Genomic DNA, 19,169 nt, shown 5'->3' with positions numbered 1-19,169 from the left:
GTTTGCCACGACCCAGGCGCATTGAGCCATCCGCGATTACGCGCGGCGCGCCGCCCGGCCGCGGGCATGCCCGCGGGCGTGGATGCAAAGCGGGGCGCAGCCCCGCGCGGCGATGCCGGGCGGGGTGCAGCCAGCCACGAGGAGGACGTTACATGCGGAAGTGTTCGCCGAGGTACACGCGGCGCACGCTTTCGTTTTCGATGATTTCGCTCGGCGCGCCGGCGGCCAGCACCGAACCGTCGCTGATGATGTACGCGTGGTCGCAGATGCCGAGCGTTTCGCGGACGTTGTGGTCCGTGATCAGCACGCCGATGTTGCGCTGTTTCAGGAACTTGACGATCTTCTGGATCTCGAGCACCGCGATCGGATCGACGCCGGCGAACGGTTCGTCGAGCAGGATGAAGCTCGGGTTGGTCGCGAGCGCGCGCGCGATCTCGACGCGGCGCCGTTCGCCGCCCGACAGCGACAGCGCGGGGTTCTCGCGCAGGTGGCCGATCTGCAGCTCGTCGAGCAGCGCTTCGGTACGCGACGAGATCGCGTCCTTCGACAGCCGCTTGCCGTCCTCGTCGTGCTGCAGCTCGAGCACCGCGCGGATGTTTTCCTCGACGGTCAGCTTGCGGAACACCGACGCTTCCTGCGGCAGGTACGACAGGCCGAGCGACGCGCGCTTGTGGATCGGCAGCAGGCTGATCGAGCTGCCGTTCAGCGTGATTTCGCCCGCGTCCGTCGGCACGAGGCCGACGATCATGTAGAACGACGTGGTCTTGCCGGCGCCGTTCGGGCCGAGCAGGCCGACGACTTCGCCGCTCTTCACGTCGAGCGACACGTCCTTGACGACCGTGCGTGAGCCGTAGCGCTTCTTCAGGTTGCGCACGACGAGCGAGCTCGTCGTGCCGGCCGGCTGGCGGTTCGGAAGCGCATTCATTGGCCCGGCGCTCCCTGGATCGTGGTCGACGGCGACAGCTTGGCCGGCGCCCCGTTCAGCGGCGCGGGGCCGCCGTTCTTCGGCGACAGCATCGCGCGCACGCGGCCGTTCGGGTTGCCCGGCGCCGCGACGTCCTTGCCGCCCTTCGCGGTGTAGAAGTCGCGCTGGCCGTCGTACGTGATCACGCTGCCGTGCACGGTATCGGCGACCGTCGACGTGCCCTGCAGGCGGCGCACGGTCGCGGCGGTGGTCAGCGTGGTGAGATCCTGCTTGCCGTCGTAGTCGATGCGCTCGGCGTCGCCGTCGATGTATTCGTCGAGGCCTTCGCGCTTCTGGCGGAACGTCGCGTGCTTCTTGCCGCTGCCGAACGACGTCGCGTACTGATAGCCTTCCGGGTCCTGGCGCACTTCGACGCGATCGCCCTTGATGATGATCGTGCCCTTCGTGATCACGACGTTGCCGGTCGCGACCGTGACCTGCTTCAGATCGTCATAGGTCAGGTTGTCGGCCTCGACGTTGATCGGCTTGTTCTGGTCGGCCTTCTCGGCATGGGCGAGCGGCGCCAGCCCGACGAGCGGGAGCGCCACGAGCGTCGCGGCGAGCGCGGCGCGGACGGCGCGCGCAGCGCCGCCGGAAATCTGTCGAGGGAACGGTTCGTTCATGCAGTCACGTGAGGGATGCGTCACCTGGGTTGACCTTTCGAGCCGCCGGACGTGTCCGCCGCGGCGATCGTGCCGCGCACGTTGCCGTAAAGCTCGATGACCCGGGTGACGTTGTTGTACTTCATGCCGTCGGTCGCGTTGACGAGCGACAGGCCGCGCTGAAGTTTAACCGGCTTTTCGGTCTGGATCACATCGTCATTGACGAAGATCCGGAAATGCTGGGAATCGGCCTGCATCTGCGGATCGCCGCCGCCGGCCGCGCGCAGGATGCGCGCATCGTCGTACAAATCGACGATCGACACGTCGCCGTTGACGGTGCCGCGCTTCGCGGTGGTCGTCACGACCGGCTTGCCGGGCTGGAACGCGCGCATGGCCGGATCGGTCAGGTCGCTGCCTTCGGTGTCTTCGTAATGGACCAGCTTCGCGGCCGTCAGCCGGTACTGGGTCGTGCCGGTCTGGTCGAGCTCGGTGACCGAGAAGTTGTCGGCGAAATAGTCGGGCGTATGGCGCTTCGGCTGCACGGCGCCCTCGCCGGGCGGCGGCAGCGTGGCCTGCAGCAGCCACCACGTGACGCCCGCGAGCGCGGCGACCGCGACGAGCGGCAGCATCTGGGTCCAGCGGAAATGCGTGCTCATCGGTCAGGCTCCGCAGGCGGCGGCGAGCAGCGCGTCGTAGCGGCGCTGCGCGCGCAGGATCGCATCGCAGACCTCGCGCACGGCGCCGTGGCCGCCGCGGGCCTCGGCGACCCAGTGCGCGCGGGCGATCACCTCGGGGTGCGCGTTCGCGGGGGCCGTCGCGAAGCCGCAGCGCAGCATCACCGGCAGGTCGGGCCAGTCGTCGCCCATGTAGCCGCAGGCGTCGGCCGTCAGGCCGAGCGACGCGATCAGGTCGGCGAACACGGTGAGCTTGTTCTCGACGCCCTGGAACAGGTGCGCGATCTTCATTTCCTTCGCGCGCGCCGCGACGATGTCCGAGCGGCGGCCCGTGATGATCGCGGTCGCGATGCCGGCTTCGCCGAGCAGCTTCACGCCATGGCCGTCGAGCGAATTGAACGACTTCATCGCGTCGCCGGCCGCGGTAAACAGCAGGCCGCCGTCGGTCAGCACGCCGTCGACGTCGAAAATCATCAGCTTCACGCGGCTCGCGCGTTCGGCCGCAGTCAGCGCTGCGCTCATCAGATCACCTTCTTCGAAAACAGGTCGTGCATGTTCAGCGCGCCGATCAGCGCGCCGTCGGCATCGACGACCAGCATCTGGTTGATCCGGTGGCGCTCCATCAGTTCCACGGCCTCGACGGCCAGGTGATCCGGCGCGATCGTGCGCGGGTCGCGCGTCATGACTTCGGTGATCGGCAGCGTGCGGAAATCGCCGTCGCGGGCGAGCACGCGGCGCAGGTCGCCGTCCGTGAAGATGCCGGCGACCTTGCCGTCGGCGTCGACCACGGCCGTCATGCCGAGGCGCTTCGCGGTGATCTGGAACAGCGCGTCCGACAGCGTCGCGTTCAGCCCGACGGACGGGACGTCGTCGCCCGAGCGCATCACGTCGCGCACGTAGGTGAGCAGGCGCCGGCCGAGCGCGCCGCCCGGATGCGAGCGCGCGAAATCTTCCGAGCCGAAGCCGCGCGCGTCCAGCACGGCGACGGCGAGCGCGTCGCCGAGCGCGAGCGCCGCGGTCGTGCTCGCGGTGGGCGCGAGGTTCAGCGGGCACGCTTCCTTCGACACCGCGGCGTTCAGGTTCACGTCGGCGAGCGTGCCGAGGCTCGACCCCGCGCGGCCCGTGATCGCGATCAGCTTCGCGCCGATCCGCTTCACGAGCGGCAGGATCGCGACGAGTTCTTCCGACTCGCCGGAATAGGAGATGCCGATGAAGACGTCGTCGGAGGTGACCATCCCGAGGTCGCCGTGGCTGGCCTCGGCAGGGTGGACGAAGAAGGCCGGCGTACCGGTGCTGGCCAGCGTGGCTGCGATCTTGCGGGCGATATGCCCCGATTTGCCGATCCCGGAGACCACGACGCGGCCGCGGCAGCCGAGCAGCAGCGCCACGGCCTGGACGAAGCCGCCGTCGAGCTGGTCGCGCAGCGCGCGCACGGCGTCCGCCTCGATGTCGAGCACGTCGCGGGCGAGCGCGAGCGCCCGATCATCATTGATTTTCGCTATCATGCGCGGAGTATAGCAAAGGCGTTTGTTCGCCGCGCCACGCCTTCGGACTCGTCCGAGGTCGCCTGTCCACCGCCACCACCCGCGCCCGCATTGCCGTGGCCCCGACGAACGAGGACGCTTCGCCTGTGATTTCCCCGCTCGAAATGACCCTGCTGCTGCTGCTGGCCTCGGTGGTGGGCGTCGTCGTATTCCGCTCGTTGAACCTGCCGCCGATGCTCGGCTATCTGACCGTCGGCATCCTGGTCGGCCCGCACGCCTTCGGCGTCGCGGCGGATCTCGAACGGGCCGAGCACCTCGCGGAATTCGGCGTGGTGTTCCTGATGTTTTCGATCGGCCTCGAATTCTCGCTCGCGAAGCTGAGGGCGATGCAGCGGCTCGTGTTCGGACTCGGCCTCTTGCAGGTCGTCGCGACCCTCGTGCTCGCGCTCGTGCTCGGCGCGCTGTTCGAGCGCTGGGTGCACATCACGTGGCAGGGCAGTATCGCGCTCGGCGGCGCGCTCGCGATGTCGTCGACGGCGATCGTGTCGAAGATGCTCGCCGAGCGGCTCGAGATCGAGACCGAGCACGGCCGCAACATCTTCGGCGTGCTGCTGTTCCAGGATCTCGCGGTGGTGCCGCTCTTGATCGTGATCGCCGCGTTCGGCGCCGAGTCGTCGAAGGATCTCGCGCTCACGCTCGGCTTCGCGGCGGTCAAGATCGTAATCGCGCTCGCGCTGCTGCTCGTCATCGGCCAGCGCTTCATGACGCGCTGGCTCAACGTCGTCGCGCGGCGCCGCTCGCAGGAGCTGTTCGTGCTGAACCTGCTGCTCGTCACGCTCGGCGCCGCGTTCATCACCGACCGCTTCGGGCTGTCGCTCGCGCTCGGCGCGTTCATCGCCGGGATGCTCATTTCCGAGACGCCGTTCCGCCATCAGGTGGAGGAGGACATCAAGCCGTTCCGCGACGTGCTGCTCGGCCTGTTCTTCGTGACGACGGGGATGCTGCTCGATCCGCGCGTGATCTGGGAGCATCCGCTGATCGTGCTCGGCTTCTTCGTCGGGCAGATCCTGTTCAAGGCGACGATGATCGCCGGGCTCGCGCGGCTGTTCGGCGCGACGCCGGGCGTCGCGATGCGCACGGGCATCGGCCTCGCGCAGGCCGGCGAATTCGGCTTCGTGCTGCTGAACCTGATCCTCGACCGGCATCTCGTCGATTCGACGCTGCTGCAGGCGATCCTCGCGTCGATGCTGCTGTCGATGCTCGCCGCGCCGTTCCTGATCCAGAACGCCGACCGCATCGTGATGCGGCTGTCGTCGACCGAATGGATGCAGCAGTCGCTGCAGATGACGCGGATCGCGACGCAAAGCCTGAAGCAGCGCGGCCACGTCATCATCTGCGGCTACGGCCGCGCGGGCCAGAACCTCGCGCGCATGCTCGAACAGGAAGGCATTTCGTACGTCGCGCTCGACCTCGACCCCGATCGTGTGAGCGCGGCGGCGACCGCCGGCGAATCGGTCGTGTTCGGCGACGCGGCGCGCCGCGAGTCGCTGCTCGCGGCCGGTATCCACCGGGCGGCGGCCGTCGCGATCACCTACGCGAACACGCCGTCCGCGCTGCGCGTGCTGCACCACGTGCACGAGCTCGAACCGACGCTGCCCGCGATCGTGCGTACCGTGGACGATGCCGACCTGGAGAAACTGCTCGCGGCCGGCGCGACCGAGGTGATTCCGGAGATCGTCGAGGGCAGCCTGATGCTGGCGTCGCATACGCTGGTGCTGGTCGGCGTGCCGATGCGCAAGGTCGTGCGGCGCGTCGAGGAGATGCGCGACGAGCGTTACAGCCTGCTGCGCGGCTATTTCCGCGGCGCCGACGACGCGGACGACGACGATCACGAGCAGGTGCGGCTACAATCGGTGCCGGTCGATGCGCGCGCGGACGCGGTCGGGCGTTCGCTGGAAGAACTCGGGCTGTACGCGCTCGGGCTGGAAGTCACGGCGATCCGCCGGCACGGCATCCGCGGCGTCGAACCCGATCCGCAGACCAAGCTGCGCGCGAGCGACATCGTGGTGCTGCGCGGGCTGCCCGAGGCGCTCGCGCTCGCGGAGGAGCGGTTGTCGCGCCATCGGCGCGACCCGCCGGCCGCGGCCGCGTGAGCCGCGATTCACAACCTGACCCGTATTGATCAGAAACGGTGCCCGATCTTCGCGCACCGTTTTTTTCGGAGAGTTTCATGCCGCATTCGTCGTCGGGCGCACCGCTCGATCCGGTCGCCTTCATCCATAGCCAGATCCGCACGGTGCCGGACTGGCCGCAGCCGGGCGTGCAGTTCCGCGACATCACGACGCTGCTGCAGAGCCCGAAGGCGCTGCGCATCCTCGTCGACCTGTTCGTCGAACGCTATGTCGACGCGAAGCTCGACTACGTCGCGGGCCTCGACGCGCGCGGCTTCATCATCGCGCCGATCGTCGCGTACGAGCTGAGCGTCGGCTTCGTGCCGATCCGCAAGGTCGGCAAGCTGCCGTACAAGACCCGTTCGGAATCGTACGACCTCGAATACGGCAGCGCGACGGTCGAGATCCACGAAGATGCGTGCCGCCCCGGCGACCGCGTGATCATCATGGACGACCTGATCGCGACCGGCGGCACGATGATGGCGGGGCGCAACCTGCTGCAGCGGCTCGGCGCGGTGGTCGTCGAGGGCGCGGCGATCATCGACCTGCCCGATCTCGGCGGCTCGGCGCTGCTGCGCAACGCCGGACTGCCGGTCTACACCGTTACCGAATTCTCCGGCCACTGAACGCCGGTCCCCCGGGGCGGGCCGCCCCGGCTTGCGCTGATTCACGCCTGGTTCACATTCCGCAGCGAGGTCACGATGCCCAACTTCATGCTGTTTCTCGCCACGTCGATCGCGATCACGTTCGCGCCGGGTCCCGACAACCTGCAGGTGCTCGCCCGCGGCATCTCGCAGGGTCGCGCGGCCGGCTTCGTCGCCGCGCTCGGCTTCACGGCGGGGATCCTGTTCCACACGACGCTCGCGGCGCTCGGCGTCGCGGCCGTGCTGCGTTCGTCGCCGGTCGCGTTCCAGATCCTGAAGCTCGCGGGCGCCGCGTACCTCGTGTGGATCGGCATCAAGGCGCTGCGCAGCCAGGGCCTCGCGAACGCGCATGCGCGGCCGCCGCAGCCGCTCGGCACGATCTTCCGGCAGAGCGTGATCGGCAACCTGATGAACCCGAAGGTCACGCTGTTCTTCGTCGTGTTCCTGCCGCAGTTCGTCGATCCGCACGGCGCGCAGAGCGTGACGCTGCAGATGTTCGAGCTCGGCGCGCTGTTCATGCTGCAGACGGCCGCGGTCTTCTCGCTGTTCGGCGTCGGCGCGGGCATGATCGGCACGTGGCTGAAGCGCCGCCCGAAGGCCGGCGTGTGGCTCGACCGGATCGCCGGTGCGACGTTCATCGCGATCGGCATTCGCGTCGCGCTGAAGGATTGATGACGATGACGTTTCCGTGCATCGCGGCCGCGCGCCGCTTCGATCCGGCCGCGCACCTGCGTTTCGAGATCGCCGGCCAGGCGGTCGGCTGGGTGCGCCGCCAGGATGTCGCGAAGCTCGCGCGCTGGCCCGACGTGTTCGAGCTGACCGGCGAGCGCGTCGTGCTGTCGGCGCGCTACGATTCGGTCGACGCGCGCAGCATGGCGCTGGCCAGCGCGATCGGCGCGCTCGCCGCCGAAGGCGCGATTCCCGGTTGGCGCGACGAGATCTACGCGATCCGCAACCGCTTCGACGATCCGCCGCTCGCGTACATCGAGCGCGCCGCGTCGCGCTTCTTCGGCACGCAGACCTATGCGGTGCACGTGAACGGCATCGTAGAATATACGGTTACGCCGGGCGAGCCGCCCGCCGCGGCCGCGCCGAAGATGTGGCTCGGCCGCCGCAGCGCGACCAAGGCCACCGACCCCGGCATGCTCGACAACGTCGTCGCGGGCGGGATCGGCTGGGGGCTGGGCGTTCACGAGACGCTCGCGAAGGAATGCTGGGAAGAAGCCGGCATTCCGGCCGACCTGGCGGCGCGCGCGATCGCGGGCCGCACGGTGCTGGTGCTGAATTCGCTGCCGGAAGGCACGCAATCCGAACTGATCTTCGTGTACGACCTGCCGCTGCCGCACGACTTCGCGCCACGCAACCAGGACGGCGAAGTGGCCGAGCACCTGCTGGCCGGCGTGCCCGAGGTGATCGGCTGGTTGCGCGAAGGCCGCGCGACGATGGATGCGAGCCTCGCGACGCTCGATACGCTGCTGCGCCACCGCTGGATTGCGGCGGCCGACGCGGCCGGCATCGACGCGCTGTTCGTCCCGGCGGCGTGACGCGCGCCGAGCGCGCAGCCGCGCGGCGCGAACGGGCAATTTGACGAATACGGAAACAATGGGAGTAGCGGTCATGCCGACCGATCACAGCTTTATCTTGAAACTGTCGTGCCCCGACCGGCACGGCATCGTCCATGCGGTCTCGGGCTTCCTGTTCGAGCGCAGCAACAACATCCTCGATTCCGCGCAGTTCGGCGACAGCCGCACCAGCGAGTTCTTCATGCGCGTGCACTTCGAGCAGGACGGCGGCGGCGTGGATGCCGCGTCGGCGCTCGACACGCTTCGCAAGGAATTCGCGCCGCTCGCCGAACAGTTCTCGATGCGCTGGGAGCTGCACGATGCGGCCGTGAAGCCGCGCGTCGTGATCATGGTGTCGAAGATCGGCCACTGCCTGAACGACCTGCTGTTCCGCTATCGCACGGGCCAGCTGCCGATCGAGATTCCAGCGATCGTGTCGAACCACAAGGAGTTCTACCAGCTCGCGGCGAGCTACAACATTCCGTTCCATCACTTTCCGCTGATCGGCGGCTCGTCCGATGCCGCGAAGGCCGCGCAGGAAGCGCGCGTGCTGGAAGTGATCGACGAGCACCAGGCCGATCTCGTCGTGCTCGCGCGCTACATGCAGATCCTGTCGCCGAATATGTGCGAGCAGCTCGCCGGGCGCGCGATCAACATCCACCATTCGTTCCTGCCGAGCTTCAAGGGCGCGAAGCCGTACTACCAGGCGTTCGACCGCGGCGTGAAGCTGATCGGCGCGACCGCGCACTACGTGACGACCGATCTCGACGAAGGCCCGATCATCGAGCAGGAAGTCGAACGTGTCGATCACAGCATGACGCCCGACCAGCTGACCGCGATCGGCCGCGACGTCGAGTGCGTGACGCTCGCGCGGGCGGTGAAGTGGCACGTCGAGCACCGGATCGTGCTGAACGGGACGAAGACGGTCGTGTTCCGCTGATTCGCCGGCCCCGGCAGGCCCGCGCCGCAAACGAAAACGCCGCGCCCTTCACGGGGCGCGGCGTTTTTGCTTTCCGCTGGCTGCCGGGCGGCTTCAGATCAGCCGCAGCAGGTACAGCTCGCGTTTCAGGTACGCATAGAAGATCGGCGCGGCGATCACGCCCGGCAGCCCGAACGCGGCTTCCATGATCAGCATCGCGAGCAGCAGCTCCCACGCGCGCGACTCGATCTGGCCGCCGATGATCTTCGCGTTCAGGAAGTATTCGAGCTTGTGGATGACCACGAGGAACGCGAGCGACGCGATCGCGGTGCCCATGCTGACCGACAGCGACACCGCGACGATCAGCGTGTTCGAGATCAGGTTGCCGATCACCGGCAGCAGGCCGACGATGAACGTGACGAGCACGAGCGTTTTCGACAGCGGCAGCCGCTGGTGGAAGATCGGCAGCGCGACGAGCAGGTAGATGCCGGTGAATGCCGCGTTGATCGCCGAGATCTTGATCTGCGCGAACACGATGCGGCGGAACGCGTCGGAGAAGCGCGACACGCGCATGACGAGCGCGGTCGACAGCGGCCGGCGCACCTTGCCCTGCTCGACGCCGATCGCGATCATCGCGCCGATGATCATCCCGAACAGCACGTGGCCGAAGCCGCGCGCGACGCTCTTGCCGCTTTGCTGGAGCTGGTCCATGTGCGAGTGCATCAGCACGGCCGCCTTCGTCTTCATCTGTTCGACGTCGACGGGCAGCAGATTGGCGATCCACGCCGGCGTGCGTGCGCGGGTCTGCTCGACGATCTGCATCAACTGGTCGAGCAGGCTCTGCAGGTTCGGCACCGTGTGCTCGAAATGCTCGATGATGCCGATCGTCAGGCCGGTGAGCGCGCCGACGATCGCGATCGACAACAGCACGACGGCGACCCAGCGCGCGCGCATGCTGGTGGTGTGACGTTCGATCACGGGTGCGATCGTGTGGATCAGCTGGTAGACGAGCAGGCCGGCGAGCATCCCGCCGAGCAGCCGGAGCTCGAGGACGAGCCACATCATGACGAGCGCGAAGAGATAGCTGCCGATCTCGAGCGCCGACAGCTTCGGCAGGCTCAAGTCGCTCGTCAGCCGCACGCTGCGCAGGTGCGGCTCGCGGTTCTGCGTGTCGCGCGACTCTTGTTGCTTCTCCATCGTGGATTCCTGTCGTCCGTGTGTCGTGCCGCGCAGCGCGCGGCAGCGTGCGGGCCGCCCGGCGCCGCACCGGATTGGTGCGGATGGCGAACCTTACGACCGTAAAGTATAGCTGCCATTATGGTCCGCAAACGGGCCGTTTGGCGCGTGGTGTAAACGCAGAAGGGAAAACGAGGAGGCGCGCGGCCGGACGGCCGCGCGCGGGCAGGGTGGAGCGGCGTCAGCCGGCCGCGACTTTGCGGGTCGGACGCTTGAGCAGCGGCGCGAGGTACTTGCCGGTGAAGCTCGCCTTCGTCTTCGCGACCTGCTCGGGCGTGCCCTGCGCGATGATCTGGCCGCCGCCGGCGCCGCCCTCGGGGCCGAGGTCGATCACCCAGTCGGCCGTCTTGATCACGTCGAGGTTGTGCTCGATGATCACGACCGTGTTGCCCTGGTCGCGCAGCCGGTGGATCACTTCCAGCAGCAGCGCGATGTCGTGGAAGTGCAGGCCGGTGGTCGGCTCGTCGAGGATGTACAGCGTGCGGCCGGTGTCGCGCTTCGACAGCTCCAGCGACAGCTTCACGCGCTGCGCCTCGCCGCCCGACAGCGTCGTGGCCGACTGGCCGAGGCGGATGTAGCCGAGGCCGACGTCGAGCAGCGTCTTCAGCTTGCGCGCGATGACCGGCACCGCGCTGAAGAACTCGTACGCATGCTCGACCGTCATGTCGAGCACTTCGCTGATGTTCTTGCCCTTGTACTGCACTTCGAGCGTTTCGCGGTTGTAGCGCTTGCCGTGGCACACGTCGCACGGCACGTAGACGTCCGGCAAAAAGTGCATTTCGACCTTCAGCACGCCGTCGCCCTGGCACGATTCGCAGCGGCCGCCCTTCACGTTGAACGAGAAGCGGCCAGGATCGTAGCCGCGCTCCTTCGACGTCGGCACGCCCGAGAACAGCTCGCGGATCGGCGTGAACAGGCCCGTGTACGTGGCCGGGTTCGAGCGCGGCGTGCGGCCGATCGGCGACTGGTCGACGTTGATCACCTTGTCGAAGTGCTCGAGGCCCTCGATCGCCTCGTGCGGCGCCGGTTCGGCCGCCGAGCCGTACAGGTGGCGCGCGACCGCGTGATACAGCGTGTCGTTGATCAGCGTCGACTTGCCGGAGCCCGACACGCCGGTGATGCAGGTCAGGAGGCCGACCGGCAGTTCGAGATCGACGTGCTTCAGGTTGTTGCCGTGCGCGTCGACGATGCGCAGCATCCGCTCCGGATCGGGCGCGAGCCGCTCGTCCGGGTACTCGATCACGCGCTTGCCGAGCAGGTACTGGCCCGTCAGCGACTGCGGGTTCGACTGCACCTGCTTCGGCGTGCCTTCGGCGACCACGACGCCGCCGTGCTCGCCCGCGCCGGGGCCCATGTCGACCACGTAGTCGGCCGTGCGGATCATGTCCTCGTCGTGCTCGACGACGATCACCGAGTTGCCGAGGTCGCGCAGGTGCTTGAGCGTCGCGATCAGGCGGTCGTTGTCGCGCTGGTGCAGGCCGATCGACGGCTCGTCGAGCACGTACATCACGCCCGTGAGCCCCGAGCCGATCTGCGACGCGAGCCGGATGCGCTGCGCCTCGCCGCCCGACAAGGTCTCGGCGCTGCGCTCGAGCGACAGGTAGTCGAGGCCGACGTTGTTCAGGAACGTCAGGCGCGCGACGATTTCCTTGATCACCTTGTCGGCGATCTCGCGCTTCGCGCCGTCGAGCGTCAGCCCGTCGAAGTAGCCGAGCGCGTCGCGCAGCGGCCAGCCGCTGATTTCATAGATGCCGCGCGCGTAGTCGCCGGTGCCGATCCGCACGTGGCGCGCCTCGCGGCGCAGGCGCGTGCCGTCGCACGACGGGCACGGCTGGTTGTTCTGGTACTTCGACAGCTCTTCGCGCACCGCGACCGAATCGGTCTCGCGGTAACGGCGCTCGAGGTTCGGGATGATCCCTTCGAACACGTGCTCGCGGATCGTCGTGCGGCCGCGCTCGTTGATGTACGAGAACGGGATCGTCTGCTTGCCCGAGCCGAACAGCAGCACCTTGCGGATCTTTTCGGGGAGATCCTCGAATGCGGCGTCGATGTCGAACTCGTAGAACGCCGCGAGGCTCTGCAGCATCTGGAAGTAGAACTGGTTGCGGCGGTCCCAGCCCTTCACCGCGCCCGCGGCCAGCGACAGCGATGGGTGCGCGACGACCCGCTTCGGGTCGAAGAACGTGATCTGGCCGAGGCCGTCGCATTCCGGGCACGCGCCCATCGGGTTGTTGAACGAGAACAGGCGCGGCTCGAGCTCCTGCAGCGAGTACGAGCAGATCGGGCACGCGAACTTCGAGCTGAACAGGTGCTCGTGATCGGTATCCATCTCGAGCGCGATCGCGCGGCCGTCGGCCAGGCGCAGCGCGGTTTCGAACGATTCGGCGAGCCGCTGCTTCATGTCCGGGCGCACTTTCAGGCGATCGACGACGACGTCGATCGTGTGCTTGTCGTTCTTCTTCAGCTTCGGCAGCGACTCGACCTCGTAGATCTTCGCGACGCCTTCGTTCGCGGCGCCGCCGCCCGAGCGCACGCGAAAGCGCACGAAGCCCTGCGCCTGCATGTCCTCGAACAGCTCGGCGTGCTCGCCCTTTCGGTTCGCGACGACGGGCGCGAGGATCATCAGCTTGGTTTCCTCGGGCAGCGCGAGCGCCGCGTCGACCATCTGCGACACGCTCTGCGCCTCGAGCGGGATGTCGTGGTCGGGGCAGTACGGCGTGCCGACACGTGCGTACAAAAGTCGCAGGTAGTCGTGGATTTCCGTGACCGTGCCGACGGTCGAACGCGGGTTGTGGGACGTGGCCTTCTGCTCGATCGAGATCGCCGGCGACAGCCCCTCGATCAGGTCGACGTCGGGCTTCTCCATCAACTGCAGGAACTGGCGGGCGTACGCGGACAGGCTTTCCACGTAGCGGCGCTGGCCTTCGGCATAAAGGGTGTCGAACGCGAGCGACGACTTGCCCGACCCGGACAACCCGGTAATCACGACCAGCTTGTGGCGCGGCAGGTCGAGATTGACGTTTTTCAGGTTGTGGGTGCGTGCCCCACGGATACGGATCTGTTCCATGAACCTGGCGAAAATGGAGGGAACCAAACCTGCTACTATAACGGCTTTTCGAGACCGTCGTTTACGGCCCCCAGCCTTTACAGCAGGTGGCAGCAAGGCGACACCTGCGCCGGGGAATGCGGTCGCGCCGCACGGTTCCGGGCGGCCCGCAGGCCGTCTGCATCCGGCCCCGACGCGTCGCCCGAAAGGCCGCCAGGCCGCCGGTCCTGATCTTCCGCCGCCCGCCGCCGGGCGGACATTCCGATCATTCGAAATTCATTCCCGATGTCCAATCCGTCTGCCACGTCTTCCCGCATGACTGCGCCCGAACTGCGCGCGACCACGTCGCTCGCGGCGATCTTCGCGTTGCGCATGCTCGGCCTGTTCATGATCATGCCGGTGTTCTCGGTCTACGCGAAAACCATCCCGGGCGGCGACAACGTGCTGCTCGTCGGGATCGCGCTCGGGGCCTACGGCGTCACGCAGTCGCTGTTCTATATCTTCTACGGCTGGGCGTCCGACAAGTTCGGCCGCAAGCCGGTGATCGCCACCGGCCTCGTGATCTTCGCGCTCGGCAGCTTCGTCGCCGCGTTCGCGCACGACATCACGTGGATCATCGTCGGCCGCGTGATCCAGGGGATGGGCGCCGTGTCGTCGGCGGTGCTCGCGTTCATCGCCGACCTGACTTCCGAGCAGAACCGCACGAAGGCGATGGCGATGGTCGGCGGGTCGATCGGCGTGTCGTTCGCGGTCGCGATCGTCGGCGCGCCGATCGTGTTCCACTGGGTCGGGATGAGCGGGCTGTTCGCGATCGTCGGCGTGCTGTCGATCCTCGCGATCGGCGTCGTGCTGTGGATCGTGCCCGATGCGGCGAAGCCCGTGCACGTGCCCGCGCCGTTCGCCGAGGTGCTGCACAACGTCGAGCTGCTGCGCCTGAACTTCGGCGTGCTGGTGCTGCATGCGACGCAGACGGCGCTGTTCCTCGTCGTGCCGCGCCTCTTGGTCGACGGCGGGCTGCCGGTCGCCGCGCACTGGAAGGTCTACCTGCCGGTGATGGGGCTCGCGTTCGTGATGATGGTGCCGGCGATCATCGTCGCGGAAAAACGGGGCAAGATGAAGCCGGTGCTGCTCGGCGGCATTCTGGCTATCCTGATCGGTCAATTGCTGCTGGGCAGCGCGCCGCATACCATCCTGATTGTGGCGGCGATTCTCTTCGTCTACTTCCTCGGGTTCAACATCCTGGAAGCGTCGCAGCCGTCGCTCGTGTCGAAGCTCGCGCCGGGTTCGCGCAAGGGCGCGGCCACGGGCGTCTACAACACCACGCAGTCGATCGGGCTCGCGCTCGGCGGCATCGTGGGCGGCTGGCTGCTGAAGCATGGGGGCGCGAACACGGTGTTCTACACGTGTTCGGGGCTCGTGGCCGCGTGGCTTATAATCGCGGCCAATATGAAGGCGCCGCCGCGCAAGGCCTGAACCTCACTCGGGCAGGCATCGGCAGCGCGCCGGCGTGCCCGGCGGGCCGTTCCGGCGACACACGCGGGCGGCCCGGCATCGAATTTACTGGAGAAACACATGGCATCCGTCAACAAGGTCATCCTCGTCGGCAATCTCGGCGCCGATCCTGAAGTCCGTTACCTGCCGAGCGGCGACGCGGTTGCGAACATCCGTCTCGCGACGACCGATCGCTACAAGGACAAGGCGAGCGGCGATTTCAAGGAAATGACCGAGTGGCATCGCGTCGCGTTCTTCGGCCGTCTGGCGGAAATCGTCAGCGAATACCTGAAGAAGGGTTCGTCGGTCTATATCGAAGGCCGCATCCGCACGCGCAAGTGGCAGGGCCAGGACGGCCAGGACCGTTACTCGACCGAAATCGTCGCCGAACAGATGCAGATGCTCGGCGGCCGCGGCGGTTCGGGCGGCGGCGGTGGCGGCGGTGACGAAGGCGGTTATGGCGGCGGCTACGGTGGTGGTGGCGGCGGTCGCGGCGAGCAGGCGGAGCGTGGCGGCGGCGGTCGTGCCGGCGGCGCGGCGCGTGGCGGTGCGGGTGGTGGCGGCCAGAGCCGTCCGAGCGCACCGGCAGGCGGCGGCTTCGACGAGATGGACGACGATATCCCGTTCTGATCGCCAGTCGCACCCTCGCATCACGATGGGCCCGAATATCCGAGTCAAGCCAGTCGCTTGGCCCGGGTTTTCGGGCCTTGTTTCGTTTACGTCGTTCCCGCCGGCCGCACGCCGGATGAACCGTGGCTGACGCACTCCCCGACCTCATCGCGCCCGATCTCGACGTCCTGTTCTGCGGGATCAATCCCGGCCTGCTCGCGGCCGCGACCGGCCATCACTTCGCGGGGAGAAACAACCGCTTCTGGCGCGTGCTCCATCTCGCGGGCTTCACGCCGACGGAAATTTCGCCGCTGGACGATCGCGAGATCCTCCGTTACGGCTGCGGGCTGACGGCCGTGGTGCCGCGGCCGACCGCGCATGCCGATCAGCTTTCGCGCGCGGAATTCGCGGCCGCCGGCGCCGCGTTCCAGCAGAAAGTCGCGCAGCATGCGCCGCGCTTCGTCGCGTTTCTCGGCAAGGCGGCCTATTCGGCGCTGTCGGGGCAGCGCGAAGTCGCGTGGGGATTGCAGTCGGCCCGCATCGAGCATGCGCGGGTGTGGGTGCTGCCGAATCCCAGCGGGAGAAACCGCGCATTCGGGCTCGACGATCTGATCGATGCGTATCGCGAGCTTCATTCCGCGGCGATCACGGAGGGACACGATGCGACGCAGTAAGACGGCGGCTCCGTGGCCGGGCGCCATCGTGCCACGCGCATTCTTCAACCGCATGGCCACCGAGGTCGCGCCGCAACTGCTCAACAAGATCCTCGCGGCCGCGGACGGCCGGGCCGGCCGCATCGTCGAAGTGGAAGCGTATGCGGGCGCACTCGATCCGGCGGCGCACACCTATCGCGGCAAGACCCCGCGCAACGCGACGATGTTCGGGCCGCCCGGGCACTTCTACGTTTATTTCACGTACGGCATGCACTGGTGCTGCAACTGCGTGTGCGGCCCGGACGGCGCGGGAACGGGCGTGCTGATCCGGGCGCTGGAGCCGCTGCACGGACTCGAACAGATGCGTGCGGCGCGGCCGCCGCGCACGCGCGATCGCGACTTGTGCCGCGGGCCGGCCCGGCTGACGCAGGCGATGGGGATCGGCGGCGCGCAGGATGGCGTCGACCTGGCCGGCGCGCATCAAGGGTTCGCGATCGTCGACGACGGGCTGGCGCCACCCGCCGATCTGGCGGGCGGGCCGCGCATCGGCATTCGCGTCGGCCAGGATCTCCCGTGGCGGTGGAGCGTGCCCGGCAACCGCTACGTATCGGGCGCGGTGCCGCGCGTGTGACGCGTGGCGCGCACTGTCGCGTCCAATTCGACCTGCGTCACGCGGTCGCCATGATTGACCCGCTAAGCTGGCCGTTTCGACGTTTCGAGCGAGGGGACACCATGCGGCGGGTAGTGTTCAACCAGAAGGGCGGCGTGGGCAAGTCGACGATCGTCTGCAACCTGGCGGCGATCAGCGCGAGCGAAGGATTGCGCACGCTCGTCATCGATCTCGATGCGCAGGCGAACTCGACGCGCTACCTGCTCGGCGATGCGGCGGCCGACGCGCAACCTGGCGTGGCCGGTTTCTTCGAAACCGCGCTGACCTTCAACTTCCGGCCGGTCGACGTCGCGTCGTTCATCCACGCGACCCCGTTCGACGGACTCGACGTGATGCCCGCGCATCCGGATCTCGACACGCTGCACGGCAAGCTCGAATCGCGCTACAAGATCTACAAGCTGCGCGACGCGCTCAACGAGCTCGATACTTACGATGCGGTGTACATCGACACGCCGCCCGCGCTGAATTTCTATACGCGCTCGGCGCTGATCGCGGTCGAGCGCTGCCTGATCCCGTTCGACTGCGACGATTTCTCGCGGCGCGCGCTGTACACGCTGCTCGAGAACGTGAAGGAAATCCAGCAGGACCACAACGCGGCGCTCGAAGTCGAAGGGATCGTCATCAACCAGTTCCAGCCGCGCGCGAGCCTGCCGCAACGGCTGGTCGACGAACTCGTCGACGAAGGGCTGCCGGTGCTCGCGTCGCGGTTGTCCGCGTCGGTGAAGATCCGCGAATCGCATCAGCAATCGACGCCGGTGATCCATCTCGAGCCGACCCACAAACTCGCGCAGGAATTCCGCGCGCTGCATCGCGAACTGGCCGGCTGACCCCGTGCCCCACCGCATCGACCAAGGCCGCTTCGAGCGGCCTCGTTTTTATTGCGATCGTAATTCATCCGATCATTGAATTCGTCATTAATAATCCAGAAAACGATTTCATAATAAATCCCGAAAAAACGATTACATCGGCGACCACTCCATTTTTAATGAGGGCCGGTTTTCTAATAAACGGAATAATGGATTGGTAAATATTGCGCGACGTCACGATGCGCTATGCTGTAAAAAGGTAAAAAGGCATTGCGGGTCGGAGCGTGCGGGAATTGTGCCCGCGATGTCGGCACGCCGGGCTGAGGCGGCCACTCTAAAGGGTAATAAGGGTTTATACCTATCATTAATGCCATTTAATTGACAATTAATCGCTCTAGAATGACTTCCTTCAACCGCTCGTGCTCAAACAGGTACGGGTCGTCAATAAGGAAGCGCTGTCGATCAAGCTTCCATTTTTCTTTATGTCGTCTCTCGCATTGCTAACAGGAGCGTGCCCGATGTCCGTATTTGCCCCCGAAAAACTCGCCGCCGATTATCAATCCGGTATCGCCGCCTGGTTCGCGATCGCCCGTCCGGCGATCCACGGTTTCGAGGCCGTCGTCGAACTCAACCTGCAAGCGGCCCGCACGGCGCTCGAGGAATACGAGGACAAGCTGAAGAACGCGTTCAACGGCAACAACCCGGCCGCGGGCTTCGCGCAGCAGGTCGCCGCGCCGCAGGAAGCGGCCGGCAAGGTCGTGTCGTATGGCCGCCATCTGTTCGACATCGCGGTGTCGACGCAATCCGAATGGGCGAAGGTCGCGCAGGCCCAGTACGAACAGAACGACAAGCGCCTGAAGGACGTGCTCGGCGAACTGTCGAAGCACGCACCGGCCGGCTCGGCGCCGGTGGTGGCCGCGCTGAATTCGGCGTTGTCCGCGGCGACCGCCGCGGCCGACTCCGTGCGTGCAGCGACGGGGCAGGCGATCGAAGCGGCGCAGAGCGGTTTCGATGCAGTCAGCGAAACGGCCACCCGCGGCGCCAAGCAGACGGCTGCGGCCGCCCGCAAGGACGCCGCGGCTGCGCGCGAATCGGCTGCGTGATCTGAACGCGTGCTGAACGCGTGTCGCGCGCAGGCGCGACACGCTTGATCGGCGCCGGACGGCGCCGGCGCCGCGTGTGCCACGCGGGGGCCGGCGAGCGTCCGATGCGCCGCAAGACGCCCGTGCACGGTTGCCCGTGCGGCGGTGTGTCGTGCCGCCGGTGCGAACAGGCGCCGCCCGCCAACACGGCGCGCGACCGCGACCGCGATCGCACCGGTTGGCCCGACGCGCGCCGTCGCCCCGTGCCGGCGTCACAACGACGAACTGATTTCGATGCAGGAATTGAACATGACGGATGTAGTGATCGTATCGGCCGCGCGGACCGCGGTCGGCAAATTCGGCGGCTCGCTGGCGAAGATTGCGGCGCCCGAACTGGGCGCGACGGTGATCCGCGCAGTGCTGGAGCGAGCGGGCGTGAAGCCCGAGCAGGTCAGCGAAGTGATCATGGGCCAGGTGCTGACGGCCGGCTCCGGGCAGAACCCGGCGCGGCAGTCGCTGATCAAGGCGGGGCTGCCGAACGCCGTGCCGGGGATGA

General features: G+C 67.3%; 18 protein-coding genes and 1 pseudogene. 12 read left to right on the top strand and 7 right to left on the bottom strand.

All coding sequences use genetic code 11. From position 1 onward, the window contains the following. Window positions 1-148 precede the first annotated feature (148 nt). Genes lptB through kdsD form a run of 5 tightly spaced genes read right to left on the bottom strand, consistent with a single transcriptional unit; the run spans window position 149 to window position 3,745 of the window. Window positions 149-925 (bottom strand): LPS export ABC transporter ATP-binding protein, encoded by a 777-nt coding sequence (gene lptB / locus H0X90_RS23220; protein ID WP_006483143.1) that lies wholly within the window; start codon window positions 923-925, stop codon window positions 149-151. Then, a complete protein-coding gene (lptA, locus tag H0X90_RS23215; protein ID WP_006483139.1) occupies window positions 922-1,587 on the bottom strand; it encodes a lipopolysaccharide transport periplasmic protein LptA in 666 nt (221 codons plus the stop codon). Before lptA ends, lptB begins: the two co-directional genes overlap by 4 nt. 20 nt (window positions 1,588-1,607) lie before the next feature. After that, window positions 1,608-2,222: an LPS export ABC transporter periplasmic protein LptC gene (lptC, locus tag H0X90_RS23210; protein ID WP_006483145.1), complete on the bottom strand. Its 615-nt coding sequence runs from the start codon at window positions 2,220-2,222 to the stop codon at window positions 1,608-1,610. A gap of 3 nt (window positions 2,223-2,225) precedes the next feature. After that, window positions 2,226-2,762, bottom strand: coding sequence for an HAD family hydrolase (locus tag H0X90_RS23205; RefSeq protein ID WP_006483148.1), 537 nt, complete (start codon window positions 2,760-2,762; stop codon window positions 2,226-2,228). Then, a complete protein-coding gene (kdsD, locus tag H0X90_RS23200; RefSeq protein WP_006483136.1) occupies window positions 2,762-3,745 on the bottom strand; it encodes an arabinose 5-phosphate isomerase KdsD in 984 nt (327 codons plus the stop codon). Before kdsD ends, H0X90_RS23205 begins: the two co-directional genes overlap by 1 nt. A 125-nt stretch (window positions 3,746-3,870) precedes the next feature. On the opposite strand from kdsD, the gene H0X90_RS23195 reads away from it, so the two are divergent. From H0X90_RS23195 to purU, 5 genes are all read left to right on the top strand, one after another. Next, window positions 3,871-5,877 (top strand): monovalent cation:proton antiporter family protein, encoded by a 2,007-nt coding sequence (locus tag H0X90_RS23195; RefSeq protein WP_006491635.1) that lies wholly within the window; start codon window positions 3,871-3,873, stop codon window positions 5,875-5,877. A gap of 77 nt (window positions 5,878-5,954) precedes the next feature. Beyond that, window positions 5,955-6,521: an adenine phosphoribosyltransferase gene (locus H0X90_RS23190; RefSeq protein ID WP_034178636.1), complete on the top strand. Its 567-nt coding sequence runs from the start codon at window positions 5,955-5,957 to the stop codon at window positions 6,519-6,521. A 75-nt stretch (window positions 6,522-6,596) separates the two neighbouring features. Further along, window positions 6,597-7,211, top strand: coding sequence for a LysE family translocator (locus H0X90_RS23185; RefSeq protein WP_006483140.1), 615 nt, complete (start codon window positions 6,597-6,599; stop codon window positions 7,209-7,211). Between the two features lie 5 nt (window positions 7,212-7,216). After that, a complete protein-coding gene (locus tag H0X90_RS23180; RefSeq protein WP_077189763.1) occupies window positions 7,217-8,083 on the top strand; it encodes an NUDIX hydrolase family protein in 867 nt (288 codons plus the stop codon). Between the two features lie 73 nt (window positions 8,084-8,156). Next, the gene (gene purU, locus H0X90_RS23175; protein ID WP_006483149.1) at window positions 8,157-9,041 is read left to right on the top strand and encodes a formyltetrahydrofolate deformylase; all 885 of its coding nucleotides are present in this window, start codon (window positions 8,157-8,159) and stop codon (window positions 9,039-9,041) included. Window positions 9,042-9,134: 93 nt separating this feature from the next. On the opposite strand, the gene H0X90_RS23170 is transcribed toward purU, so the two are convergent. Together H0X90_RS23170 and uvrA are read right to left on the bottom strand one after the other, a co-directional pair. Then, entirely contained in the window at window positions 9,135-10,217 is a 1,083-nt protein-coding gene (locus H0X90_RS23170) for an AI-2E family transporter (RefSeq protein ID WP_006483146.1), read from the bottom strand. A 220-nt stretch (window positions 10,218-10,437) separates the two neighbouring features. Further along, window positions 10,438-13,323, bottom strand: a complete 2,886-nt coding sequence (gene uvrA / locus H0X90_RS23165; protein ID WP_006483142.1) for an excinuclease ABC subunit UvrA — start codon at window positions 13,321-13,323, stop codon at window positions 10,438-10,440. A 264-nt stretch (window positions 13,324-13,587) separates the two neighbouring features. On the opposite strand from uvrA, the gene H0X90_RS23160 reads away from it, so the two are divergent. The 7 genes and pseudogenes from H0X90_RS23160 to H0X90_RS23130 form a co-directional block, all read left to right on the top strand. Then, complete coding sequence (locus tag H0X90_RS23160) at window positions 13,588-14,775, top strand: MFS transporter (RefSeq protein ID WP_006483141.1); 1,188 nt, start codon at window positions 13,588-13,590, stop codon at window positions 14,773-14,775. A gap of 99 nt (window positions 14,776-14,874) precedes the next feature. Continuing rightward, window positions 14,875-15,423 carry a single-stranded DNA-binding protein gene (locus tag H0X90_RS23155; RefSeq protein WP_006499008.1) on the top strand — a complete coding sequence of 183 codons (549 nt, stop codon included), beginning with the start codon at window positions 14,875-14,877 and terminating at the stop codon, window positions 15,421-15,423. Between the two features lie 122 nt (window positions 15,424-15,545). Continuing rightward, window positions 15,546-16,076 carry a G/U mismatch-specific DNA glycosylase gene (gene mug, locus H0X90_RS23150; protein WP_077189738.1) on the top strand — a complete coding sequence of 177 codons (531 nt, stop codon included), beginning with the start codon at window positions 15,546-15,548 and terminating at the stop codon, window positions 16,074-16,076. Further along, window positions 16,063-16,686 carry a DNA-3-methyladenine glycosylase gene (locus tag H0X90_RS23145; RefSeq protein WP_043206190.1) on the top strand — a complete coding sequence of 208 codons (624 nt, stop codon included), beginning with the start codon at window positions 16,063-16,065 and terminating at the stop codon, window positions 16,684-16,686. The genes mug and H0X90_RS23145 overlap by 14 nt, the downstream gene beginning before the upstream one ends. Window positions 16,687-16,787: 101 nt before the next feature. Continuing rightward, window positions 16,788-17,552, top strand: a complete 765-nt coding sequence (locus tag H0X90_RS23140) for a ParA family protein (RefSeq protein ID WP_034201359.1) — start codon at window positions 16,788-16,790, stop codon at window positions 17,550-17,552. Between the two features lie 497 nt (window positions 17,553-18,049). After that, the gene (gene phaP, locus H0X90_RS23135) at window positions 18,050-18,634 is read left to right on the top strand and encodes a TIGR01841 family phasin (RefSeq protein WP_006491043.1); all 585 of its coding nucleotides are present in this window, start codon (window positions 18,050-18,052) and stop codon (window positions 18,632-18,634) included. 288 nt (window positions 18,635-18,922) lie between these two features. Next, a pseudogene (locus tag H0X90_RS23130) lies at window positions 18,923-19,169 on the top strand (acetyl-CoA C-acetyltransferase); the annotation flags it as partial.

The sequence above is a fragment of the Burkholderia sp. 9775_39 genome (assembly GCF_015712225.1).
Taxonomy (GTDB): Bacteria; Pseudomonadota; Gammaproteobacteria; order Burkholderiales; family Burkholderiaceae; genus Burkholderia; species Burkholderia cenocepacia.
The sequence above is the reverse complement of the archived record's forward strand: the minus strand, read 5'-3'. Positions and strand labels throughout refer to the sequence as shown.

What these genes read in the sequence shown, in the direction of transcription:
- lptB (WP_006483143.1), bottom strand. Translation starts at nt 925, where the DNA reads ATGAATGCGCTTCCGAACCGCCAGCCGGCCGGCACGACGAGCTCGCTC.
- lptA (WP_006483139.1), bottom strand. Translation starts at nt 1,587, where the DNA reads ATGAACGAACCGTTCCCTCGACAGATTTCCGGCGGCGCTGCGCGCGCC.
- lptC (WP_006483145.1), bottom strand. Translation starts at nt 2,222, where the DNA reads ATGAGCACGCATTTCCGCTGGACCCAGATGCTGCCGCTCGTCGCGGTC.
- H0X90_RS23205 (WP_006483148.1), bottom strand. Translation starts at nt 2,762, where the DNA reads ATGAGCGCAGCGCTGACTGCGGCCGAACGCGCGAGCCGCGTGAAGCTG.
- kdsD (WP_006483136.1), bottom strand. Translation starts at nt 3,745, where the DNA reads ATGATAGCGAAAATCAATGATGATCGGGCGCTCGCGCTCGCCCGCGAC.
- H0X90_RS23190 (WP_034178636.1), top strand. Translation starts at nt 5,955, where the DNA reads ATGCCGCATTCGTCGTCGGGCGCACCGCTCGATCCGGTCGCCTTCATC.
- H0X90_RS23185 (WP_006483140.1), top strand. Translation starts at nt 6,597, where the DNA reads ATGCCCAACTTCATGCTGTTTCTCGCCACGTCGATCGCGATCACGTTC.
- H0X90_RS23180 (WP_077189763.1), top strand. Translation starts at nt 7,217, where the DNA reads ATGACGTTTCCGTGCATCGCGGCCGCGCGCCGCTTCGATCCGGCCGCG.
- purU (WP_006483149.1), top strand. Translation starts at nt 8,157, where the DNA reads ATGCCGACCGATCACAGCTTTATCTTGAAACTGTCGTGCCCCGACCGG.
- H0X90_RS23170 (WP_006483146.1), bottom strand. Translation starts at nt 10,217, where the DNA reads ATGGAGAAGCAACAAGAGTCGCGCGACACGCAGAACCGCGAGCCGCAC.
- uvrA (WP_006483142.1), bottom strand. Translation starts at nt 13,323, where the DNA reads ATGGAACAGATCCGTATCCGTGGGGCACGCACCCACAACCTGAAAAAC.
- H0X90_RS23160 (WP_006483141.1), top strand. Translation starts at nt 13,588, where the DNA reads ATGTCCAATCCGTCTGCCACGTCTTCCCGCATGACTGCGCCCGAACTG.
- H0X90_RS23155 (WP_006499008.1), top strand. Translation starts at nt 14,875, where the DNA reads ATGGCATCCGTCAACAAGGTCATCCTCGTCGGCAATCTCGGCGCCGAT.
- H0X90_RS23145 (WP_043206190.1), top strand. Translation starts at nt 16,063, where the DNA reads ATGCGACGCAGTAAGACGGCGGCTCCGTGGCCGGGCGCCATCGTGCCA.
- H0X90_RS23140 (WP_034201359.1), top strand. Translation starts at nt 16,788, where the DNA reads ATGCGGCGGGTAGTGTTCAACCAGAAGGGCGGCGTGGGCAAGTCGACG.
- phaP (WP_006491043.1), top strand. Translation starts at nt 18,050, where the DNA reads ATGTCCGTATTTGCCCCCGAAAAACTCGCCGCCGATTATCAATCCGGT.